This is a genomic window from Pseudomonas sp. DC3200b2, from assembly GCF_049895785.1.
Classification (GTDB): domain Bacteria; phylum Pseudomonadota; class Gammaproteobacteria; order Pseudomonadales; family Pseudomonadaceae; genus Aquipseudomonas; species Aquipseudomonas massiliensis.
Genome location: NZ_JAFCTA010000004.1, coordinates 20203 through 39580 on the forward strand (window position 1 = coordinate 20203; position 19378 = coordinate 39580).

18 protein-coding genes are annotated in these 19378 nt (G+C 61.5%); 8 read left to right on the forward strand and 10 right to left on the reverse strand.

Going from position 1 to position 19378, the window contains the following annotated elements; all coding sequences use genetic code 11:
* Positions 1–29 precede the first annotated feature (29 nt).
* The 5 genes from gltP to ACP691_RS12720 form a co-directional block, all read right to left on the reverse strand.
* Positions 30–1364: a glutamate/aspartate:proton symporter GltP gene (gltP, locus tag ACP691_RS12700; RefSeq protein WP_426151054.1), complete on the reverse strand. Its 1335-nt coding sequence runs from the start codon at positions 1362–1364 to the stop codon at positions 30–32.
* Between the two features lie 550 nt (positions 1365–1914).
* A complete protein-coding gene (locus ACP691_RS12705) occupies positions 1915–2376 on the reverse strand; it encodes an inhibitor of vertebrate lysozyme family protein (RefSeq protein WP_426151052.1) in 462 nt (153 codons plus the stop codon).
* A gap of 1 nt (position 2377) precedes the next feature.
* Positions 2378–2542 (reverse strand): DUF1328 domain-containing protein, encoded by a 165-nt coding sequence (locus ACP691_RS12710; RefSeq protein WP_040260491.1) that lies wholly within the window; start codon positions 2540–2542, stop codon positions 2378–2380.
* Positions 2543–2579: 37 nt separating this feature from the next.
* On the reverse strand, positions 2580–2861 hold the full coding sequence (locus ACP691_RS12715) for a hypothetical protein (protein ID WP_426151050.1): 282 nt from the start codon (positions 2859–2861) through the stop codon (positions 2580–2582).
* A gap of 197 nt (positions 2862–3058) precedes the next feature.
* Positions 3059–3901 (reverse strand): BON domain-containing protein, encoded by an 843-nt coding sequence (locus ACP691_RS12720; RefSeq protein ID WP_426151048.1) that lies wholly within the window; start codon positions 3899–3901, stop codon positions 3059–3061.
* A 141-nt stretch (positions 3902–4042) separates the two neighbouring features.
* Between ACP691_RS12720 and algB the strand changes: the two genes are divergently transcribed.
* Together algB and ACP691_RS12730 are read left to right on the forward strand one after the other, a co-directional pair.
* Positions 4043–5389, forward strand: a complete 1347-nt coding sequence (gene algB, locus ACP691_RS12725; protein ID WP_426151046.1) for a sigma-54-dependent response regulator transcription factor AlgB — start codon at positions 4043–4045, stop codon at positions 5387–5389.
* An 8-nt stretch (positions 5390–5397) separates the two neighbouring features.
* The gene (locus ACP691_RS12730) at positions 5398–7170 is read left to right on the forward strand and encodes an ATP-binding protein (protein ID WP_426151044.1); all 1773 of its coding nucleotides are present in this window, start codon (positions 5398–5400) and stop codon (positions 7168–7170) included.
* A 16-nt stretch (positions 7171–7186) separates the two neighbouring features.
* Here the strand turns inward: ACP691_RS12730 and ACP691_RS12735 are convergent, their stop codons facing one another.
* From ACP691_RS12735 to ACP691_RS12745, 3 genes are all read right to left on the reverse strand, one after another.
* A complete protein-coding gene (locus ACP691_RS12735; RefSeq protein ID WP_426151043.1) occupies positions 7187–7969 on the reverse strand; it encodes an N-acetylmuramoyl-L-alanine amidase in 783 nt (260 codons plus the stop codon).
* Positions 7970–8027: 58 nt separating this feature from the next.
* Positions 8028–10133 (reverse strand): diguanylate cyclase, encoded by a 2106-nt coding sequence (locus tag ACP691_RS12740; RefSeq protein ID WP_426151041.1) that lies wholly within the window; start codon positions 10131–10133, stop codon positions 8028–8030.
* Positions 10134–10219: 86 nt separating this feature from the next.
* Positions 10220–10861 carry a thiol:disulfide interchange protein DsbA/DsbL gene (locus ACP691_RS12745; protein ID WP_426151039.1) on the reverse strand — a complete coding sequence of 214 codons (642 nt, stop codon included), beginning with the start codon at positions 10859–10861 and terminating at the stop codon, positions 10220–10222.
* Positions 10862–11038: 177 nt separating this feature from the next.
* Between ACP691_RS12745 and yihA the strand changes: the two genes are divergently transcribed.
* Positions 11039–11683, forward strand: coding sequence for a ribosome biogenesis GTP-binding protein YihA/YsxC (gene yihA / locus ACP691_RS12750; RefSeq protein ID WP_426151037.1), 645 nt, complete (start codon positions 11039–11041; stop codon positions 11681–11683).
* Positions 11684–11935: 252 nt separating this feature from the next.
* Here yihA and polA read toward each other — a convergent pair whose 3' ends face one another.
* Positions 11936–14698, reverse strand: coding sequence for a DNA polymerase I (gene polA, locus ACP691_RS12755; RefSeq protein WP_426151035.1), 2763 nt, complete (start codon positions 14696–14698; stop codon positions 11936–11938).
* A 212-nt stretch (positions 14699–14910) separates the two neighbouring features.
* On the opposite strand from polA, the gene ACP691_RS12760 reads away from it, so the two are divergent.
* Both ACP691_RS12760 and ACP691_RS12765 read left to right on the forward strand, forming a co-directional pair.
* Positions 14911–15198, forward strand: coding sequence for a DUF2782 domain-containing protein (locus ACP691_RS12760; protein WP_426151033.1), 288 nt, complete (start codon positions 14911–14913; stop codon positions 15196–15198).
* 63 nt (positions 15199–15261) lie between these two features.
* Positions 15262–16212, forward strand: a complete 951-nt coding sequence (locus ACP691_RS12765) for a homoserine kinase (RefSeq protein ID WP_426151031.1) — start codon at positions 15262–15264, stop codon at positions 16210–16212.
* Positions 16213–16250: 38 nt separating this feature from the next.
* Here the strand turns inward: ACP691_RS12765 and znuA are convergent, their stop codons facing one another.
* Complete coding sequence (gene znuA, locus ACP691_RS12770; RefSeq protein WP_426151138.1) at positions 16251–17189, reverse strand: zinc ABC transporter substrate-binding protein ZnuA; 939 nt, start codon at positions 17187–17189, stop codon at positions 16251–16253.
* 88 nt (positions 17190–17277) lie between these two features.
* Here znuA and ACP691_RS12775 point away from each other — a divergent pair, with 88 nt between their 5' ends.
* The 3 genes from ACP691_RS12775 to znuB are packed head-to-tail and all read left to right on the forward strand — an operon-like array spanning position 17278 to position 19314.
* Positions 17278–17766 (forward strand): Fur family transcriptional regulator, encoded by a 489-nt coding sequence (locus ACP691_RS12775; RefSeq protein WP_426151029.1) that lies wholly within the window; start codon positions 17278–17280, stop codon positions 17764–17766.
* The gene (gene znuC / locus ACP691_RS12780) at positions 17763–18536 is read left to right on the forward strand and encodes a zinc ABC transporter ATP-binding protein ZnuC (protein WP_426151027.1); all 774 of its coding nucleotides are present in this window, start codon (positions 17763–17765) and stop codon (positions 18534–18536) included. Before ACP691_RS12775 ends, znuC begins: the two co-directional genes overlap by 4 nt.
* The gene (gene znuB / locus ACP691_RS12785) at positions 18529–19314 is read left to right on the forward strand and encodes a zinc ABC transporter permease subunit ZnuB (protein ID WP_426151025.1); all 786 of its coding nucleotides are present in this window, start codon (positions 18529–18531) and stop codon (positions 19312–19314) included. Before znuC ends, znuB begins: the two co-directional genes overlap by 8 nt.
* Positions 19315–19378: the final 64 nt, after the last annotated feature.

Sequence of the window (19378 nt, forward strand, 5' to 3'; positions counted from 1 at the left end):
GCTATGGGCCCGGCCAGGCTGTAGCAGGCTCAGGCCTCGCTGCGCCGGGCCGAGGTCAGCGCCGCCTCCCGGCTGCGCCAATGGGGCAGGGAGCTCCAATAGCGGGCGCCCTTGGCGTCATCGTACATGCCTTCCCAACGGGAAATTACCAACACTGCCAAGGCATTGCCGATCACGTTCAGGGCTGTGCGGGCCATGTCCATGATGCGATCCACACCAGCGATGAAGGCCAGGCCTTCCAACGGGATGCCGACACTGCCCAGGGTCGCCAGCAATACCACGAAGGATACCCCCGGCACGCCTGCAATTCCTTTGGAGGTGACCATCAAGGTCAGCACCAGCAGGATCTGTTGACCGATGCTCATGTCGATCCCGTACAACTGCGCGATGAATAGCGCCGCGATGCTTTGATACAGGGTAGAGCCATCCAGGTTGAAGGAGTAGCCGGTAGGCACTACGAAACTGCTGATGGCTTTCGGCGCGCCGTAGGCCTCCATCTTCTCGATGACGCGAGGCAGCACGGTTTCCGAACTGGCGGTGGAGTACGCCAGGATAAGCTCATCCTTGAAGATGCGAATGAGCTTGAGCACGGAAAAACCGAACAGCCGGGCAATCAGCCCCAGCACGCCCAGGGCGAAGAACAGGATGGCGACATATACCAGCACGACCAGCTTAGCCAGGGGCAGCAACGAGGCGAAGCCGAAGTTGGCAACGGTCACGGCGATCAAGGCGAATACGCCGATGGGGGCGTAGTTCATGATCATGTGCGTCACGCGGAACATGGTTTCAGAGATGCCCTGGAAGGTACGTACCAGCGGCTCTCGAGTTTCCGGCGCGAGGCTGGAAAGTCCGAGCCCGAAGATCACCGAGAAGAAAATGATCGGCAGCATTTCACCACGCACCACTGCCGCGAAGATGTTCGAGGGAATCAGATTCAAGAGGGTGGCCACCAGGGCGTGGTCATGTTGCACTTCGGCCGTGGTTTTCTGGTACTGAGAAATGTCCACTGTTCCCAGGGTACTCATGTCGATACCACTGCCGGGATGAACCAGATTCGCCAGTAGCAGGCCGACCAGGATCGCAATGGTGGTGACAACCTCGAAATAGATGATGGTTTTCAAGCCAATGCGACCGAGCTTCTTGGCATCGCCCACACCCGCGATACCGACGATCAGCGAAGAAATGACAATAGGGATGACGATCATCTTGATCAACCGGATAAAGATGTCACCCGCGGGTTGCAGTACGTTACTGATCCACCAGGCCTTTTCGGCGCTGAAATGGTTCAGGGTGGCACCCAGGGCAATACCGAGCACCAAGCCAATGAGAATTTGCCACGCCAGGCTGAGTTTTGGCTTTGTCATTATCAACTCTTCTTGTCAGGTTCATCGAGGCCATGTCGATTGACATACCGATGGGGCGCTGGCCTGGGGTCAGACCTTCTGCCAGCAAAAGGAGCGAACTATTCAGATATGGCCACTTGCCGTCTAATGCCATAACCGGCTAGCCCATGCCGGATCGGCATGGAAAAGAGCGTACATTGTAGGCGAAAAGAACCTTTTCTTACCAAATTCGGAATACCGAACAAGACTTCAGCAATATTGACTCGGTACTCAAGGGCTCGGACATTACGTATTTCGAACGCGTTGCCCCTGCCGTTCGGCTTTCCGAACGCCGCTGAACATTCTTGCGAAAAGACAGGTGGTGACAAATGGGCATGAAAAAGCCCCATTGCGCGTGGGGCGTGATCGCCCGGCGTGCAATGAGGCTTATTACCTGACCCGGCCCCGATGGGAAGCACTCCCTGTACTCCTAGGTCACTCCGGCGAAACTACCACCAGAGCATCCCGGCCCCTTGGTCATGTAGCAGCCCTCTTCAGGCTGTACAGGTACTGCAGTGATCGCCGAGGAACCTCAATACCAGCCAGGTTCGCTCTTGAGCCGCTCGCTCAGCATGGCCTGGACACCCTCGTCGGGGCTGCCCAGCCAGCGATAATCAGCGTGCCTGGATGGCGTCTTGTCCTCGGGCAGTGCCGTGGGGACCTTCACCCATAGCGCGTAGGCCTTGGCCTTGTCCCAGCTGAACGCCACCAGTACGCGGTTGTGCAGGCATTCGTCAGCGCGCTCGCATACTGGCCCAACCAAATACTTTTCGCCGTCTTCCATGACGGCGGTCATCGGCGAAGAAGCTCCGGACAAGTTCAAGACCCAGTCGGGAAGGCGTTCTTCTTTCCGCACGGCTTCTTGCCAGGCATGACGGTACTGCGTGTCTGTTGCAATGAGGTTACTGGCTCGCTCCTGGCCATCGTTATCCGCCCAAGCGTTGGTAGCGGCGGCTGTGGCAACCAGAGCTATACCACGCAACCAGCCTTTCATGTCACGGGCGCCCACGGCGGCCGAAGAAGAAGGACACCACGAACAGCACCAGGAAAATAACGAACAGTATCTTGGCGATACCTGCGGCGGTGCCGGCGATGCCACCGAAGCCCAGTACAGCGGCGATGATAGCGATGATCAGGAACGTGATAGCCCAACTCAGCATGGTGAATCTCCTCTAGGTTGTAATCCGTAGCGCCGCGTCAAAACACCCAATGTGCTTCGGCGGGGCGTTGATACTGGTCGCTTTGCTCCACTGGCTGCAGGCCAACGGCCTGGCTGCCGGATGCGCTCACCGCACTGAGAGCAGGTGCTTGCATCGAGTGCAAGGTATGGATCAACGGCTCGGCCGGCTGGTTCCAATAATGATATTGCTGGGCGCCTAGCAGGGTGAGCATCAGGGCCAGGGAAGCGAACAGGGTCTGGCGAAGGGTATGGCCGGAAGTAGGCGAGACCGAAGCAGAGCGTTGACCTGACTGTTTCATGATGACCCCTCCAAATTCGATCGGCATCACAGTGGGATGCGTTTGTTAGGAGATATTGCAGAGGTCGTGCCAGCTTCGCTTACGTAGGAAAAACCTTAAATTACAGGGGTTTGCGGCCGAAAATAACAAAGGGAACACGCGCAAGCTGCACGATGTCCCGCTTCGTCTCGGGCGAATTGCATGATGGCAATTAAATACTATCGTGACGTGGTCATGGCAACCTTCAAAAGGTCGGTATCTACACCCCTAACGCCCCGTAGATGTCGGGCAAGGTCCGCTGCCCGGTCCTCCTCGGCCTGACTGTCGACTTCACCACTCAGGCGGACGATGCCTTCGCTTACCTTGATATCGATCCGCAATGCATCCAGGCCCCGCTCGTACTGATAGCTGCTGGCTAGCTTACTTCCGATCCAGGCATCGCTTATCCCGGCCTCGGTAACCGCCGCCTGTTTCTCGGCCATGGTCGTGCTCGTATCCGCCGCTCGCAGGCTGACCAGGTTATTCACCACGATCACCCCGGTAGTATGCTCCGCCAGGCTCCCGGCCCAGGTTTTAGCTTCGGCGGTCGCTGCCTGACCCGTAAGGGTGACCACGCTACCCTCGACTTTTACGTGAATGGCCGAGGAGGCGGTATCCACGCTCCAATGCAAACGCGCCTCAAGAGTAGTCGCCAGTGTCAGGTCATCGAGCTCGATCAGCCGAGGCGATTTGACCGGTGGCCGCTCTCCAAGAGCCGGGCTGACAACCAGCCGATTATCCACGGAAGTCCCCCTGGCAACGGCCTGGGCCAGGCGCTCGGCCAAGGCTTTGTCCTCTTCACCCTCTACCTCGCCGGTCAGGCTGAGGCGTCCATCACTGACCTTGACCTGTATCTTGTCGTTGGCCAGGCGACTGTTCAGGCTGATGGCCGTGCTGGCCGCGCCCTCGTTCCAGGCATCCTGGCGGGTGTCGGCCCAGGCCGACGTAGCGCTACAAAGCATGAGCAGGCTGGCCAGGGCGCTGACTAACGGTGCCCTGGCAGCTAAGCGGTTTTGCGTCATGAGGTCTCCCAGGCGGATCGAACCGAAGGGCAACGCAGCCAGCGCTACCCGGCAAAGGGTGAAATCGTTCAGAATTGACCTTGCAACTTGACCGATAATTCTCGGACTAAGAGAAGATCTTTAATTTAGGAGCGTAGGAACATGGAATCTGGTGCGGATCATCAAGGCCGTATCCTTCTGGTTGATGATGAAGCGGCCATTCTTCGCACCTTCCGCTATTGCCTCGAAGACGAAGGCTACAGCGTCGCCACCGCCATCAGCGCGGCCCAGGCTGAAACCTTGCTGCAGCGCCAGGTATTCGACCTCTGCTTCCTGGACTTGCGCCTGGGCGAGGACAACGGTCTGGACGTGCTTGCCCAGATGCGTACCCAGGCCCCCTGGATGCGCGTAGTGATCGTTACCGCCCACTCGGCCGTGGATACGGCTGTGGATGCCATCCAGGCGGGCGCGGCCGATTACCTGGTCAAGCCTTGCAGCCCGGATCAGCTTCGCCTGGCCACGGCCAAGCAGTTGGAAGTGCGTCAATTGTCCCAGCGGCTCGAAGCGCTGGAAGGCCAGATCCGCAAGCCCAAGGACGGGCTTGATTCCCACAGCCCGGCCATGATGGTTGTGCTGGAAACGGCACGTCAGGTCGCCAATACGGACGCCAACATTCTCATCCTGGGTGAATCCGGTACCGGCAAGGGGGAGCTGGCGCGGGCTATCCATGGTTGGAGCAAGCGCGCCAAGAAGGCCTGTGTCACCATCAACTGCCCGTCGCTGTCCGCCGACCTGATGGAGAGCGAGCTGTTCGGCCATAGTCGTGGCGCCTTCACTGGCGCCAGCGAGAGCACCCTGGGGCGGGTCAACCAGGCTGACGGCGGTACGCTGTTCCTGGACGAGATAGGTGACTTTCCGCTGGCGTTGCAGCCCAAGCTGTTGCGCTTCATTCAGGACAAGGAATATGAACGCGTGGGCGATCCGGTCACCCGCCGCGCCGATGTGCGCATCCTGGCGGCGACCAACCTGAACCTTGAAGACATGGTCAAGGAAGGGCGCTTCCGTGAAGACCTGCTTTACCGTCTTAACGTCATTACCCTGCACCTGCCGCCCTTGCGCGAGCGCAGCGAGGACATCCTCACCCTAGCCGACCGTTTCCTGGCCCGCTTTGTCAAGGAGTACGCGCGCCCGGCGCGCACGTTCAGCGAGGAGGCGCGTTCAGCACTGCTCAACTATCGCTGGCCTGGCAACATTCGTGAGCTGCGCAACGTGATCGAGCGAGCCAGCATCATCTGTCCGCAGGAACGCGTCGAAGTCAGCCACCTGGGAATGGCCGAGCAGCCGGTCAATAACGCTCCCCGCGTTGGAGCTGCCCTAAGTCTCGATGAATTGGAAAAGGCACATATCGGGGCCGTGCTGGCCAACAGCGATACCCTCGACCAGGCCGCCAGGACATTAGGCATAGACGCGTCCACGCTTTACCGTAAACGCAAGCAATACAACCTGTGATGCCCTGGATGAAGTTACGCACTCGACTCTTTCTCAGCATATCGGCGTTGATGACGGTCGCCTTGCTGGGTTTGGTGCTGGGACTGGTCAGTGTTACGCAGATGGCGGCCAGCCAGCAGGGGCTGCTCCAGGGAAGTTTTCATGTATTGGAAAGCGGCCTGAACCTGCGTCAGCTGCTCGGCGATCAGCTGGCGATGGCGTGGGCGGAAAAGCCTGCCCTCGAGCGCTTCGAAGCATCGCGGGTGCAATTCGAGGCCGCGCTGACCCAGGCGCAGGCGAAAGCTCCCCCACAACAAGCCGAGCAGTTCGAACGCATCGCGCAGGACTACCAAGGGTTCGCCGAACGTTTTCGCGAAATAGTCTTAACCGGGGCGGATCCACGCGCCGATAACCGATTGAGCGAAGCCTTCAACAAGGTGCGCAACGACCTGATCGCGGGCCACAAGCAGTCCTTGATTGCCATCAGCGCCAATCAGCAGGTCGCCCATGATCATGCCATGTGGATCTCAGCATTGCTGGGTCTGGTAGGCGTCGCCATCCTGTGCGTCGGCTTCATCACGGCGCACCGGATCGCTCGCCGCTTCGGTGAACCGATCGAGGCGCTGGCCCTCGCCGCCGATGACATCAGCCATGGCCGCTATGACGTGACTCTACCGATTTCGGCCAGCCCCGAAATGAACCGCCTGAGCCAGCGCTTCGCAACCATGGCCGATGCGTTGCGCAATCATCAGGCGACCAACGTCAACGAGTTGATCGCCGGCCAGCAACGGATGCAGGCAGTGCTGGACAGCATCGATGACGGCCTCCTGATGATCGACCGCCAGGGTTTGCTGGAACACCTCAACCCAGTGGCGCAACGACAGCTGGGGTGGGACAGTGATCGCAAGGGCCTGAGCCTGGGAACCGCCCTGGACCAGCCTGATCTGGATGTTCAGCTACAGACCGTGCTGCGCGGCGGCTCTCTTGAGCGGGCGCCGGATGACCTGGAGTTCGAAGTGGACGGGGAAACCCGTTTGCTGTCCTACAGCCTGACCCCGGTCAGCCACGTTCAGGGCGATATCCTGGGCGCGGTCATGGTGTTGCATGACGTCACCGAGCAACGCGCGTTCGAACGTGTACGCAGCGAGTTCGTACTGCGGGCTTCCCATGAACTGCGCACTCCGGTCACCGGTATGCACATGGCCTTTGGCTTGCTCCAGGAACGGGTACGGTTCGAAGCCAATTCACGTGAAGCCGACTTGCTGAAAACCGTCAATGAAGAAATGCAGCGATTGATGCAGCTGATCAACGACCTGCTCAACTTTTCTCGCTACCAGAGCGGACTGCAGAAGCTGACCCTGGGGCCTTGCGTGGTCGATGACTTGCTCAGCCGCGCCAAGGATCGCTTCAGCGACGCCGCGGTCGCTCAGGGCATAACATTGGCCCTTGAGCACGCAGAGAACCTGCCTCGGCTGCATGCCGATGAAGCTCAGCTGGACCGGGTACTCGACAATCTGATCGACAACGCTCTGCGGCACACCCCCAGCAATGGTCATATTCGACTACAGGCCCGGCGCCACGCCGAAAGGGTAATCATCAGCGTCGAGGACAGCGGCGAGGGTATCCCCTATGGCCAGCAAGGCCGCATCTTCGAACCCTTCGTGCAGGTAGGTCGCAAGAAGGGCGGCGCCGGCCTGGGCCTGGCCCTGTGCAAGGAGATCGTGCAACTCCACGGCGGACGCATGGGCGTGTATTCCCGTCCGGGGCAAGGCACGCAGTTCTATATGGCGCTGCCGGTCTAGGCGACGCCTGTGGCCGTCAGATCATGCCGGCCAGTACCTGCAGAATCGCGGCGGTCTCGGCATCCGGCGCGCCATCGAAGCGACTCGGCCGGTAATGCATCTGGAACGCGGCCAGCACATGGCGGGTAGTCACGTCCAAAACCCCGCTGCGGCTTACTCCATAGCCTATTTTCGCCAGTTGCTCCTGATACCAGGCCATGCTGGGCGGGCTCATCTCGAAATGGACCTTGGCACGGCTGACAGCCCTTGCGTCCGGCCAAAGGCCGAAGCCTTCCTTGGCCAATCGCTGCCAAGGAAACAGCGGGCCGGGGTCCAGCTTGCGCAAGGGGGCGATATCGCTATGACCGACGACGTAGCGCGGCTCCAGGCGATAGCGGGTACGGATGTCGCGTAGCAGTGCCAGCACTGCCTGAACCTGGGCTTCGCTGTAGGGATACCACTCGCGGCCGGTGGGCGTGTCTATGTAGCCGGGGTTGACGATTTCAATCCCAATGGAGGATGAGTTCAGCCAGGTGCGGCTGTCCCATTCGCTTTCACCGGCATGCCAGGTGCGGTATCGCTCATCGGCCAGCCGGTAAATGGTGGCCGGTCCATCTCCTATCAGGTAATGCGCACTGACTTGCCCATGGGTAAGCAGGGCAAGGGAGCGGTCCAGAGGGGCAGCCGTGTAGTGCAGGACTACGAACTGCACACGGCTGTCATAGTTGGCTGAAGGATGGCTGGTATCCAGGCGCAGCCCACTGGCGCAGCCGCTCAACCACAACGCTATGGCCAGTCCGGCGAGGTTTCGCAGTTTCATGATCATCGCAAGGCAGAAAACAGGGTGTCAGTTTACATAACTCCGCCACAGTGGCGGCTCAGGCTCGCTCGATACGGTTTCGCCCGCTGTCCTTGGCCCGATACAGGGCCTGATCCGCGCGTTTGAGGGCTGTTTCCGTGGACTCCCGTGGCTTGACGGCCGTAGTGCCCACCGACACCGTGACCACGATCCGCATGCCCTTGAAGTGGAAGGGACAGGCCTCGATGACCTGGCGCATCTTTTCCAGCAGTTGGCTGGCGACTTCCGGGGTGGCGCCAGGAAACAGCGCCACGAACTCTTCACCGCCGAAGCGGGCCAAGAAATCACCCTCACGCAGTTGTCGGCGCAGCTGATCGGCCACGATCTTCAGCACACGGTCGCCCGCCAGGTGGCCGTAGCCGTCATTGATCGACTTGAAATGATCCAGGTCCATGATCGCCAGCTGGACTGGCGTATCGTCCTCCGGAAGCCTACCAGCAAGCGCCTCGAGGCGCTCGCTCAAGCCGGCGCGGTTGGACAGGCCGGTGAGTGGGTCCAACAGCGCCTTCTGCCGTTGCTCCTCCAGCACGTTGCGATGGGTTTCGGCCTCCCGCTCCATGTTCGCCACACGCTCGGACAGCCCACGCATACGCTCGGCAACTTCCTGCTCACGGGCCTCGCGCCTGCGGCGATGCTCATCCACCGAGCCCAGCAAGCCATCGAGGCGCGACTCCAGCAAGCGTTTGAGGCCATCGGCATCGGCAGTGGCGGCCACGCTTTCATGCAGCCCACCTACCTGCTCGCGCAGTTCCGTGTCGAACTGGCGCGCCTGGTCCTGGCTTTCAGCATGGTCCAGGCTGGCTACCTGGAGCTGGCCATGGAACCACGCCAGCCGTTCATTGATCTGCTCGAGGTAGCGCTGTAGCTCCTGCTGCCCATTGTCACTGATGGCCAACACCATGGCCGCCAGGTCGTCCAATAGAGGCAACAGCTCATACCAGTTAAGGCCATGGTCAAGCCGCTCTCGCATGGAATCTGCTTTTTCCAACAGCTTCTGCGGAAGCACCAGATCATCCAGCATTTTCAACAAAGTACTTTCAATATGGGTGGCCACCGAGCTGTAGGTAGGCTCGGCATGCGCCGCCAGGCTATAGCCTTCGGCCTGCGCCTCGGGGTCCGCGCTCAGCGCTTCGGCCAGGCTCAGCGGCAACGGCAGGATATCCAGCGCGGCGGGCATCAGCGCGACCTTCGGGCAGGATTCGGGCGCAGCCTCGACAAGCACATGCGGGGTGACCGCTGGTTCGGTTTCCACCGTCGGGCTGGACGCGTCGACTTCCGACGGTTCAGGTTCCGGATCCTCTTCGGCAGCAGAGTCGATCGTAGAGGATGCCATCAAGGGCTCGACGACGATGGTATCCAGCGAGGCAGTGACAGGCGCGAGCTCAATCTCCGGGGGCACTTGCGCGGTGAGCGGGTCGGGCTGAGGATGCAACGGCACCTCGACTCGCGCCGCCGGTTCCGTTGAGTCCGCGGCAGGCGCGTCGGCTACCGTGGGCGAGTCGGCAGGTAACATTGCCGACTCCGTTTCGGTTTCGGTTTCGGTTTCGGCTTTTGCCACGGGCGCGACGGTCAGAAACGCCTCAGGTTCGATGCTCGGCTCGTCCCGATGCCCGAACAAGCGCTCTAGCAGGCCAGGCCTGGCAGGATTGGCTACCGGGCCCAGGGAAGTCAGCGCGGCGCCTTGCAACGCGCTCAGTTCGCTCAGCAACAGGGGAAGCTCGCGCGATTGTCCTATGCGCTTTTCCAGACCATGGGCGAATTTCTTCAGGGGTTTGGCGGTTTCCCGTGATAGCGGCAAGGTCTGCAATTGGTCCACAAGGGTATTGAGGGCGGTAGCGACCTGCGCCATCCGGGCTTCACGGCGTTGCTCGGAATCGAGCACGGTACGCTCCAGGCGAGGGATCAGCTGAGCCAGGGCAGCGTCCATATTGTCGCTGCGCACTACCTCACGCATTTCCTTCATGCACTGGTCTACCGCCTTGTCCGAGCCCTCGGCGGCAAGGGTGCTACGCACCAGGCCGAGACGGAGCAGGTCGAGCCGAGCGTTCCAGCGGCGCTCCAGCTTTTCCTGGTCTTCGATGCTCTTGAGGTATTTTTCTTTCCAGCGCTGAGCTTCATCGGTCATGGGCAAACGAGGCCGGCGCGCAAGGTCAGGATCAGATCAGGCGTACCCTCGGGGCCGAGGGTACGTGGAAAGCCGAGCGGTGGGATTTATTGGCCGGCGCCCTTGGCCGCTCGCTCTTTCTCGATCAGTGTATCGGCCACTTTGAGGGTTTCTTCAGGGCCGCCCGACGAACCGAGATCGAAGCGATACTTGCCGTTCACGATCATGGTGGGCACGCCGGTGGCGCCGTAGTCCGCCGCAAGTTTCTTGTACTTGGCGACCTGGCCCTTCACCGCGAAGGAATTGTAGGTTTCCAGGAACTTGGTCTTGTCCACGCCAAGGGCAGCGACGAAGTCCGCCATTTCCTCGGGGGTCTTGAACATCTTGTGTTGCTTGTGGATGGCATCGAACACGGCGGTATGGACCTTGTGTTCCACGCCCATGGCCTCCAGGGTCACGAACATCTGGCCGTGTACGTCCCAGATGCCGCCGAACATGGCCGGAATGCGGACGAAATGAACATCGGCGGGAAGCTTTTCGACCCAGGGGTTGATGGTCGGCTCGAAGGCATAGCAGTGCGGGCAGCCATACCAGAACAGCTCCACCACTTCGATCTTGCCGGGCTGGGCCACAGGCACGGGGCTTTCCAGGACGGTGTACGGCTTGCCGCCCTGGGTGTCATCCGCGTGGGCGGCAACGCCGAACAGGCTGGCCAGCGCCAATACCGCGCCGATGAACAGATTACGCATGCTTAACTCCTGGGCATGAAAGGATGGCCTTGAATACATGGCTCGAGCGGTCATGGCAAGTAACAAAGCGTTGAAGGTTGTAACCAGAGGCCTGCCGCGTGGCAACGACAGTCCATTACCCAAGGCGATATACTGCCGACCATTACGCCAAAGGCGTCTCGATTGTCCAGGATTCTCATGTCGTTCAAGAACCCCGTGCTTGGCCTTTGCCAGCAAGCTTCCTTCATGCTCAGTGCCGCGAAAGTGGACCAGTGTCCGCCCGACGCTGGTTATGAAATCGCCTTCGCCGGCCGCTCCAATGCCGGTAAATCCAGCGCGCTCAATACCCTGACCCACGCCAGCCTGGCCCGTACCTCCAAAACCCCTGGTCGTACCCAGCTGCTCAATTTCTTCCGCCTGGATGACAGTCGCCGCCTGGTCGACCTGCCCGGCTACGGGTATGCGAAGGTACCCATCCCGCTCAAGCAGCATTGGCAAAAGCATCTGGAGGCCTACCTGGGCAGCCGCGAAAGCCTCAAGGGCATCATTCTGCTCATGGACGTTCGCCATCCCATGACCGACTTCGACAACATGATGCTGGACTGGTCCGTGGCCAGCGGCATGCCCATGCATATCCTGCTGACCAAGGCTGACAAACTGACCTATGGCGCCGCGAAGAACACCTTGCTGAAGGTGCAGTCCGAGATTCGCAAGGGCTGGGGCCCCTCGGTGAGCATCCAGCTGTTCTCCGCCCCCAAGCGCAGCGGCCTGGACGAAGCCTATGAAGTACTTGCCGGCTGGTTGGGGCTGATGCCTGAGCCAGAGCAGGGCGAAGCGCTCTGAGGCCAAGCCTTCTGCGAACGGGTTCAGGCAAAAAAAACCCCAAACTTCATATGGGGAGGGCGAAGTTCGGGGTTCAAGTACCGGTGCCGCCTATGGCGGGCCGGATATCTGCCAACACTTAACACAACATAGGAGCATCGAAGGGCTTCGCAGCCATTCAGATGCTCTGAGCGCCGATTCACAGGTTTAGTTCCTCACTGTTGCAAATTAATCGCAATAACGATGAGGTTTCATAAACTCAATGGCTGCGGGTCAGTGCGCCTCGTCCCAGTTGTTGCCTGCACCGACTTCCACCAGCAGCGGCACTGCCAGGCTGGCAGCTCCGGCCATGTGTGGCTGGATCTGCTCACGCACCTGCTCGACCAGATCCTCACGCACTTCCAGCACCAGTTCGTCGTGAACCTGGAGGATCATCCGCGCATCCAGGCCGCTGCTCTCAAGCCATCCATGCACTGCGATCATGGCAAGCTTGACAATATCCGCGGCCGTCCCTTGCATCGGGGCGTTGATGGCGGCCCGCTCGGCGCCACGACGCAGGGCAGGGTTCTTCGCGTTGATATCGGGCACATGCAGCCGGCGGCCGAAAAGCGTTTCCACATAGCCCTTTTCCGCCGCCTGGGCGCGCGTGCGCTCCATGTAGCCCAGGACACCCGGGTATCGGGTGAAGTAGCGGTCGATGTAATCCTGGGCCTGCTTGCGATCTACCCCGATCTGCTTGGCCAGGCCGAACGCGCTCATCCCGTAGATCAATCCGAAGTTGATCGCCTTGGCGCTGCGCCGCTGGTCATGGGTCACCGCTTCCAACGCCACACCGAACACTTCGGCTGCCGTTGCCCGGTGCACGTCCAGGTCATTCTGGAAGGCATGCAGCAGGCCGGCATCCTGTGCCAGGTGCGCCATGATGCGCAACTCGATCTGCGAGTAGTCCGCCGCCAGTAGCTTGTAGCCAGGCGCGGGGATGAATGCCTGGCGAATGCGCCGACCCTCCGCGGTACGGATCGGAATGTTCTGCAGGTTCGGGTCGCTGGAAGACAAGCGGCCGGTAGCTGCTACCGCCTGCTGGTACGAGGTATGAATACGCCCGGTACGAGGGTTGATCTGTTCGGGCAGCTTATCGGTATAGGTGCTCTTGAGCTTGCTCAGGGTACGGTATTGCATCAGGACCTTGGGCAGGGGATAGTCCTGCTCGGCCAGTTCCGCCAATACGGCCTCGGCCGTAGAGGCCTGGCCCTTGGCAGTCTTGCTGATCACCGGCATGCCTAGCTTTTCGTACAGGATCACACCCAATTGCTTGGGCGAGCCCAGGTTGAAGGTTTCTCCGGCAATGGCATAGGCCTCTTGTTCAAGGGCCATCAGCTTCTCGCCCAATTCCGCGCTCTGCACCGCAAGGAGCGCCGCATCCACCAGGGCGCCGTTTCGCTCCATCCGGGCGAGCACGGGCACCAGCGGCATTTCGATTTCCCGCAGCACACGCTCGACGCTTGGTATGGCTGCCAGGCGGGGCGCCAGGGTCTGGTGCAGGCGCAAGGTGACATCGGCATCCTCGGCCGCATAGGGGCCGGCCAGCTCCAGTGGCACCTGATCGAAGGTCAACTGCTTGGCTCCCTTGCCGGCTACGTCGGTGAACAGGATCGTCTGGTGCCCCAGATATTTGGCCGCCAGGCTGTCCATGTCATGACGTGTGGCGGTGGAATCCAGCACATAGGACTCCAGCATCGTGTCATAGGCCAGCCCGCGGACTTGAATGCCTTCGTCCAGGTCACCGCCGATGGCACAGTTGGCCAGTATGTTGATGTCGTACTTGCCATGCTGGGCCACCTTGGGCTTGGCCGGGTCTTCCAGCAAGGGCTTGAGCGCACGCAATACCTGATCCCTGTCGAGCTGGCGAGGCACGCCCATGTACGAATGAGTGAGGGGGATATAAGCAGCCTCGTGAGGCGCTACGGCGAACGACAGCCCCACGAGTTCCGCAATCTGCGCATCCAGCCCTGTGGTTTCGGTGTCGAACGAGAACAACGGCGCCTTTGCCAGCTTCTCCAGCCAGCGTTCGAAGTCGACCTGTTCAAGGATGGTTTCGTATTTCACTTCGGCGGCAGGCGCTGGCGGAGCTTCCGGCGGCACGCCCTCCACAGCCGGGGCCTCGCGCTTGAGCTCTTCGAGCCAGCCCTTGAACTCCAGTTCGGAGTACAGCGCCGCGAGCATTTCCCGATCCGGCTCGCCGCACATGAGGTCTTCGATAGCAACGTCCAGCACCACGTCGGTCTTGATGGTCGCCAGCTCGTACGAAAGAAACGCCATCTGGCGATGCTCTTCAAGCTTGGCCGGCAACGACTTGGCGCCTCGGATGGGCAGCGCCGGGACCTTGTCCAGGTTCTCGTAGAGCTCGGCCAGGCCGCCGCCAATACCCAGCAGCAGGCCTTGGGCCGTTTTTTCACCTACGCCAGGCACGCCGGGGATGTTGTCCACCTTGTCACCCATCAGGGCCAGGTAGTCGATGATGTGCTCTGGCCCCACGCCGAACTTTTCACGTACGCCGGGGATGTCCAGCACAGTGCCGGTCATGGTGTTGACCAGGGTGATGTGCTGGTTCACCAGTTGAGCCATGTCCTTGTCACCGGTGGAGATGACGACATCCCGGCCTTGAGCGGCGCTGATGCGCGCAAGGGTGCCGATCACGTCGTCCGCCTCCACCCCGTCGACACAGAGCAGCGGATAGCCGCTGGCGCGCACCGAGGCGTGCAGTGGCTCCACTTGCACCCGTAGGTCATCGGGCATCTTGGGGCGGTTGGCCTTGTACTCGGCGAACAGCTCATCGCGGAACGTGCCGCCCTTGGCATCGAAGACCACGGCGAAGGGGCTGTCCGGGTATTGCCGTCGCAGGCTGCGCAGCATGTTGAGCACCCCTTTCACCGCCCCGGTGGGCAGCCCCTTGGACGTGGTCAGCGGGGGCAGGGCATGGAAGGCGCGGTACAGGTAGGAAGAACCGTCTACCAGAACGAGGGGCGCTTGGGTCATAAGCAGGATCAACCTTTTGGACGTAGGGGTCTGCGCGGAGCCGGGGCGCGCGGTAGCATCGCAGGCGTGGGCCCACCTCCAGGCCTACCGCTTGTAGATAGGCAATTGGAGCCGGTGTTCAATACGGCTCGCCGATGCGCAGATACATTTCAAGTGGCGCGAGGCCGGCGTTACTATGGCGGCTCAGCCGACCACAAAGGGACAAGGTTACCATGCGCTCGCTCAAACGCCTGATGCTCGCTTCGATCCTGCTTGCCGCTCCGCTGGCGGTAATGGCGGCGGACGATGCCCCCTCCGCGGACCCGGACGTGACCATCCGCCAGGAAGGCGACAAGATGATTCAGGAATATCGCCAGAACGGATTCCTCTATGCCGTGAAAGTCACTCCCAAGCACGGCAAGCCTTACTTCCTGGTGCGCGCCGACGGTACCAGTCCGAACTTCATCCGTTCGGATCAGCCCGACATGCTCATTCCCCAATGGGAAATCTTCAAGTGGTAGACTCGCGCGGCTAATTTCAACCAGGCGCTGGCTAGCTGGCGCCGCTTCAGGCCCTGAACGACCATGTCCGTCTTTACCCCGCTGTCGCGCCCACAACTGGAAACCTTTCTCCAAGCCTACGACCTGGGCCGGCTGCGTGACTTCCAAGGCATAGCCGCAGGTACCGAAAACAGCAATTTCTTCGTCAGCCTGGAGAAGGGCGAATATGTGCTGACCCTGGTGGAGCGGGGGCCGGCCCAGGACCTGCCGTTTTTCGTCGAGCTGCTGGAGGTACTCCATCAGGCGCAGCTACCGGTACCCTTCGCCATCCCGGGTACCGATGGCGTGGCACTGCGCGAACTTGCCGGTAAACCTGCCTTGCTCCAGCCTCGACTGGCCGGTAAGCACATCAGCACGCCCAGCGCCGAGCACTGCAGCGAGCTGGGAGCGCTCCTGGCGCGGCTGCATCTGGCCACGCGCGATCGCATCCTGCATAGGCGCACCGATCGCGGCATGACCTGGATGCTGCGCGAGGGAGAACGCCTGGTCCATGGCATGGAAACCTCGGCCGCAACCTTGCTCAACCTGGCGCTACAGGAAATTCGCGAGCAGCGCGAAGCCATCCTGGCATTACCCATGGCCAACGTGCACGGGGATCTTTTCCGCGACAACGCCATGTTCGAAGGCACCCGGCTGACCGGCGTCATCGACTTCTACAACGCCAGCGCGGGGCCCATGCTGTACGACGTGGCCATCAGCCTGAACGACTGGTGTTCGGCACCTGACGGGACCCTGCAGCCGACACTGGCCATGGCCTTGCTCACCGGGTATGGGAGGCTGCGACCCTTTACCCGCGCCGAAGCCGAACTGTGGCCGGTGCTATTGCGCATCGCCTGCGTCCGCTTCTGGCTGTCGCGACTGATCGCGGCGCAGTCCTTCGCGGGGCGGGATGTTCTCATTCACGATCCGGCCGAATTCGAGCAACGGCTGTCCCAGCGCCAGGTGGCGACCGTAGCCCTGCCGCTTACTGAATGATTTCGCCAGCCGGGCCTGGAGCCCGGCTCAACGAAGCATCATAGGGCTTCCAGACAATCCGCCAGGTTGTCGGCCAAACGTCGCAGCAACTGTTCATAGCCTCGCGCGTCGGCTATTTCCGCCGCCCCAAGCGGGTCGAGTTCCGCCAGGCGCACCGGCAGCCCGGCAGTCAAGGTTTCGGCCAGCCGCGGCCGCGCGGGGGGCTCGCTGAACACGCAGCTTTTGCCGGCCCCGCTCAAGCGAGCCCGCATCTCTGCCACATGCGCCGCCCCAGGCTGTACCTCCGCCGCCACGCTGAACACCCCAGCGTGCTTCAGGCCATAAGCCTGTTCGAAATAATCGAAGCCCTCATGGAACACGAAGAACGGTTTGCCAGCCACGCCTGCCAAACGTTGACGAAGTTCGCCATCCAGCGTGGCCAGACGTTGCTTGAAGCTTGCCAGGTTCTGCTGGTACCGGGCGGCATTGGCCGGGTCGGCCTGGGCGAAATCCGCCGCCATTTTTTCCGCGATCACCGAAGCGTTGGCCGGGTCGAGCCAGAGGTGGGCGTCCAGTGAGCCTGGACGATGATCGTGGTCATGCTCGTCGTGCTCATCACCATGGTCGTCCGCGTGGCCTTGGCCGCCATGATCATCCGCATGCGCATCACCTTCCTCGCCAAAATGACGCAAATGCAGGCCTGGCAGGGTCTGCAGGGCCACGCTCGGCTGCTTGCGGGCCGTCAGGGCCTTGGCGAGGAAGGCTTCCATGTCCGGCCCGATCCAGTACACCAGGTCGGCCGAGCCGACCTGGCGTACATCGGATGGGCGCAACGCGTAATGGTGAGGGGACGCCCCTGGTGGCAGCAGTACGTCTGGCTTGCCCAGGCCGTCCTGCACCGCGGCGGCGATCAACTGAACCGGCTTGATGCTGGTCAGCACTGAAAGCTGGGCATTGGCCAACGGACTGAAGGCCAGGCCCAGGCCGCTACAAATCATCCATACGAAAAGCCGAGACACGGCAGGCACCCCAGAGCGGCTGAAAAGGAGTAACATAATAACGTCTCTCAACCGATGCGTCCCGCTCATGTTCACTACGCCGCTGGCCCACCGTCCCCATGACCACTCCCATTGCGTTCATTCGGCGCTGACCGAAGCCGACACCCTCTGCCAGCAGAAGGGGCTGCGCCTGACCGCGCTGCGCCGTCGCGTGCTTGAACTGGTGTGGCAGAGCCATAAGCCGCTTGGCGCGTACGACATTCTCGCTGTGCTGAGCGAGCAGGACGGCCGCCGCGCCGCGCCGCCCACGGTTTACCGCGCTCTGGATTTCCTGCTCGACAATGGTCTGGTCCACCGCATCGCGTCGCTCAACGCGTTCATGGGCTGCGTTCATCCCGAGCATGCGCACCAGGGACAGTTCCTGATCTGCCGGACATGCCATATCGCTGTGGAACTGGAACAGTCCGGCATCACCCAGGCGATCAACGAAGGCGCCAGCACGGTCGGTTTCAGCGTTGAAACCCAAACGGTCGAAGTCGTCGGCCTATGCAGCAATTGCAAGGCAGCGGCCCCATGAGCGAGCCGTTGCTGCGCCTGGAGCAGGTCAGCGTCGCTTTCGACGGTCAGGCCACGCTGGACCGCGTGGATCTCCAGGTAAGCGCAGGCGAAATCGTAACCCTGATCGGCCCGAACGGGGCGGGCAAGACGACCCTGGTACGGGCGGTGCTTGGCCTGTTGCAGCCAGACAGCGGCTCGGTCTGGCGTCAGCCTCGGCTGCGGGTGGGGTACATGCCACAGAAGCTTCAGGTCGAGCCCACCTTGCCACTTTCGGTCGTGCGCTTCCTGCGCCTGCTGCCAGGCGTGAACCGCGCCCGGGCCGAGGCCGCGCTGACCGAGGTAGGAGCGGCCCAGGTCATCGACAAGCCGGTACAAAGCGTTTCCGGTGGCGAGCTGCAGCGTGTGTTGCTGGCCAGGGCATTGCTGCGTGAGCCGCAGTTGTTGGTACTGGACGAGCCTGTCCAGGGGGTGGATGTCGCCGGCCAGGTAGAGCTGTACCGGCTGATCACGCGCCTGCGCGATCGCCATGGCTGCGGGGTACTGATGGTGTCCCACGACCTGCACCTGGTGATGAGCACCACCGACCAGGTGGTCTGCCTGAACCGTCATGTGTGCTGCTCCGGTCATCCGGAACAGGTCAGCGGCGACCCAGCCTTCATCGAGCTCTTCGGCGACTACGCGCCAGGCCTGGCGGTGTACCACCATCATCACGACCATGCCCATACCCTGCATGGAGAGGTCATTGGCGGCCAGCCCCAGGCACATGGAGCCCATTGCAATCATGGCTGACTTTCTTCTTTACGCCCTGGCGGCTGGCTTGGCGCTTGCCATTGTCGCCGGCCCTCTGGGTGCCTTCGTGGTCTGGCGGCGCATGGCCTATTTTGGCGATACGCTGTCCCATGCCGCGCTCTTGGGCGTAGCCCTCGCCCTGGCACTAGACATCAGCCCTACCTTGGCCGTTACGCTCGGCTGCTTGATCCTGGCGGTCGTGCTGGTCACCTTGCAGCAACGCCAGCCCCTGGCTTCGGACACGCTGCTGGGCATCCTGGCGCCGAGCACCCTGTCTCTGGGGCTGGTGGCGCTAAGTTTCATGCGTGACGTGCGCATCGACCTGATGAGCTATCTGTTCGGCGACCTGCTGGCCATGAGTCCGGCGGACCTGGGCTGGATACTGGGCGGCAGCGCGCTGGTACTGGTCTTGCTGAGCCTGCTCTGGCGCCCCCTGATTGCCATTACGGTGCACGAGGAGCTGGCTCGGGTGGAAGGCTTGCCCGTGGCGGGGCTGCGTCTGGCCCTGATGCTGCTGATCGCTATCGTGATAGCCGTGGCGATGAAAATCGTCGGGGTGCTGCTGATCACTTCGCTACTGATCATTCCGGCTGCGGCCGCGCAACGCCATGCCAGGTCACCTGAGCACATGGCGCTGGGAGCCAGCCTGCTGGGCGTCCTGGCGGTACTGGCGGGGCTGGCGATGTCCTGGTTCAAGGATACGCCGGCCGGACCGTCCATCGTGGTCAGTGCCGCAGCATTGTTCCTTGTCAGTTACACCTTGCCGCGGCGGGCATGAAGGCAGGGGGCTTTTTCCGGTGGGCATCCGGCGTGTAGACTTGCTCGATTTTGCCCATAAAGAG

What these genes read in the sequence shown, in the direction of transcription:
- ACP691_RS12740 (WP_426151041.1), bottom strand. Translation starts at nt 10,133, where the DNA reads ATGACCGATGAAGCTCAGCGCTGGAAAGAAAAATACCTCAAGAGCATC.
- znuC (WP_426151027.1), top strand. Translation starts at nt 17,763, where the DNA reads ATGAGCGAGCCGTTGCTGCGCCTGGAGCAGGTCAGCGTCGCTTTCGAC.
- ACP691_RS12775 (WP_426151029.1), top strand. Translation starts at nt 17,278, where the DNA reads ATGTTCACTACGCCGCTGGCCCACCGTCCCCATGACCACTCCCATTGC.
- algB (WP_426151046.1), top strand. Translation starts at nt 4,043, where the DNA reads ATGGAATCTGGTGCGGATCATCAAGGCCGTATCCTTCTGGTTGATGAT.
- ACP691_RS12705 (WP_426151052.1), bottom strand. Translation starts at nt 2,376, where the DNA reads ATGAAAGGCTGGTTGCGTGGTATAGCTCTGGTTGCCACAGCCGCCGCT.
- znuB (WP_426151025.1), top strand. Translation starts at nt 18,529, where the DNA reads ATGGCTGACTTTCTTCTTTACGCCCTGGCGGCTGGCTTGGCGCTTGCC.
- ACP691_RS12765 (WP_426151031.1), top strand. Translation starts at nt 15,262, where the DNA reads ATGTCCGTCTTTACCCCGCTGTCGCGCCCACAACTGGAAACCTTTCTC.
- ACP691_RS12730 (WP_426151044.1), top strand. Translation starts at nt 5,398, where the DNA reads ATGAAGTTACGCACTCGACTCTTTCTCAGCATATCGGCGTTGATGACG.
- ACP691_RS12710 (WP_040260491.1), bottom strand. Translation starts at nt 2,542, where the DNA reads ATGCTGAGTTGGGCTATCACGTTCCTGATCATCGCTATCATCGCCGCT.
- ACP691_RS12760 (WP_426151033.1), top strand. Translation starts at nt 14,911, where the DNA reads ATGCGCTCGCTCAAACGCCTGATGCTCGCTTCGATCCTGCTTGCCGCT.
- ACP691_RS12735 (WP_426151043.1), bottom strand. Translation starts at nt 7,969, where the DNA reads ATGAAACTGCGAAACCTCGCCGGACTGGCCATAGCGTTGTGGTTGAGC.
- gltP (WP_426151054.1), bottom strand. Translation starts at nt 1,364, where the DNA reads ATGACAAAGCCAAAACTCAGCCTGGCGTGGCAAATTCTCATTGGCTTG.
- polA (WP_426151035.1), bottom strand. Translation starts at nt 14,698, where the DNA reads ATGACCCAAGCGCCCCTCGTTCTGGTAGACGGTTCTTCCTACCTGTAC.
- yihA (WP_426151037.1), top strand. Translation starts at nt 11,039, where the DNA reads ATGTCGTTCAAGAACCCCGTGCTTGGCCTTTGCCAGCAAGCTTCCTTC.
- ACP691_RS12745 (WP_426151039.1), bottom strand. Translation starts at nt 10,861, where the DNA reads ATGCGTAATCTGTTCATCGGCGCGGTATTGGCGCTGGCCAGCCTGTTC.
- znuA (WP_426151138.1), bottom strand. Translation starts at nt 17,189, where the DNA reads ATGATTTGTAGCGGCCTGGGCCTGGCCTTCAGTCCGTTGGCCAATGCC.
- ACP691_RS12715 (WP_426151050.1), bottom strand. Translation starts at nt 2,861, where the DNA reads ATGAAACAGTCAGGTCAACGCTCTGCTTCGGTCTCGCCTACTTCCGGC.
- ACP691_RS12720 (WP_426151048.1), bottom strand. Translation starts at nt 3,901, where the DNA reads ATGACGCAAAACCGCTTAGCTGCCAGGGCACCGTTAGTCAGCGCCCTG.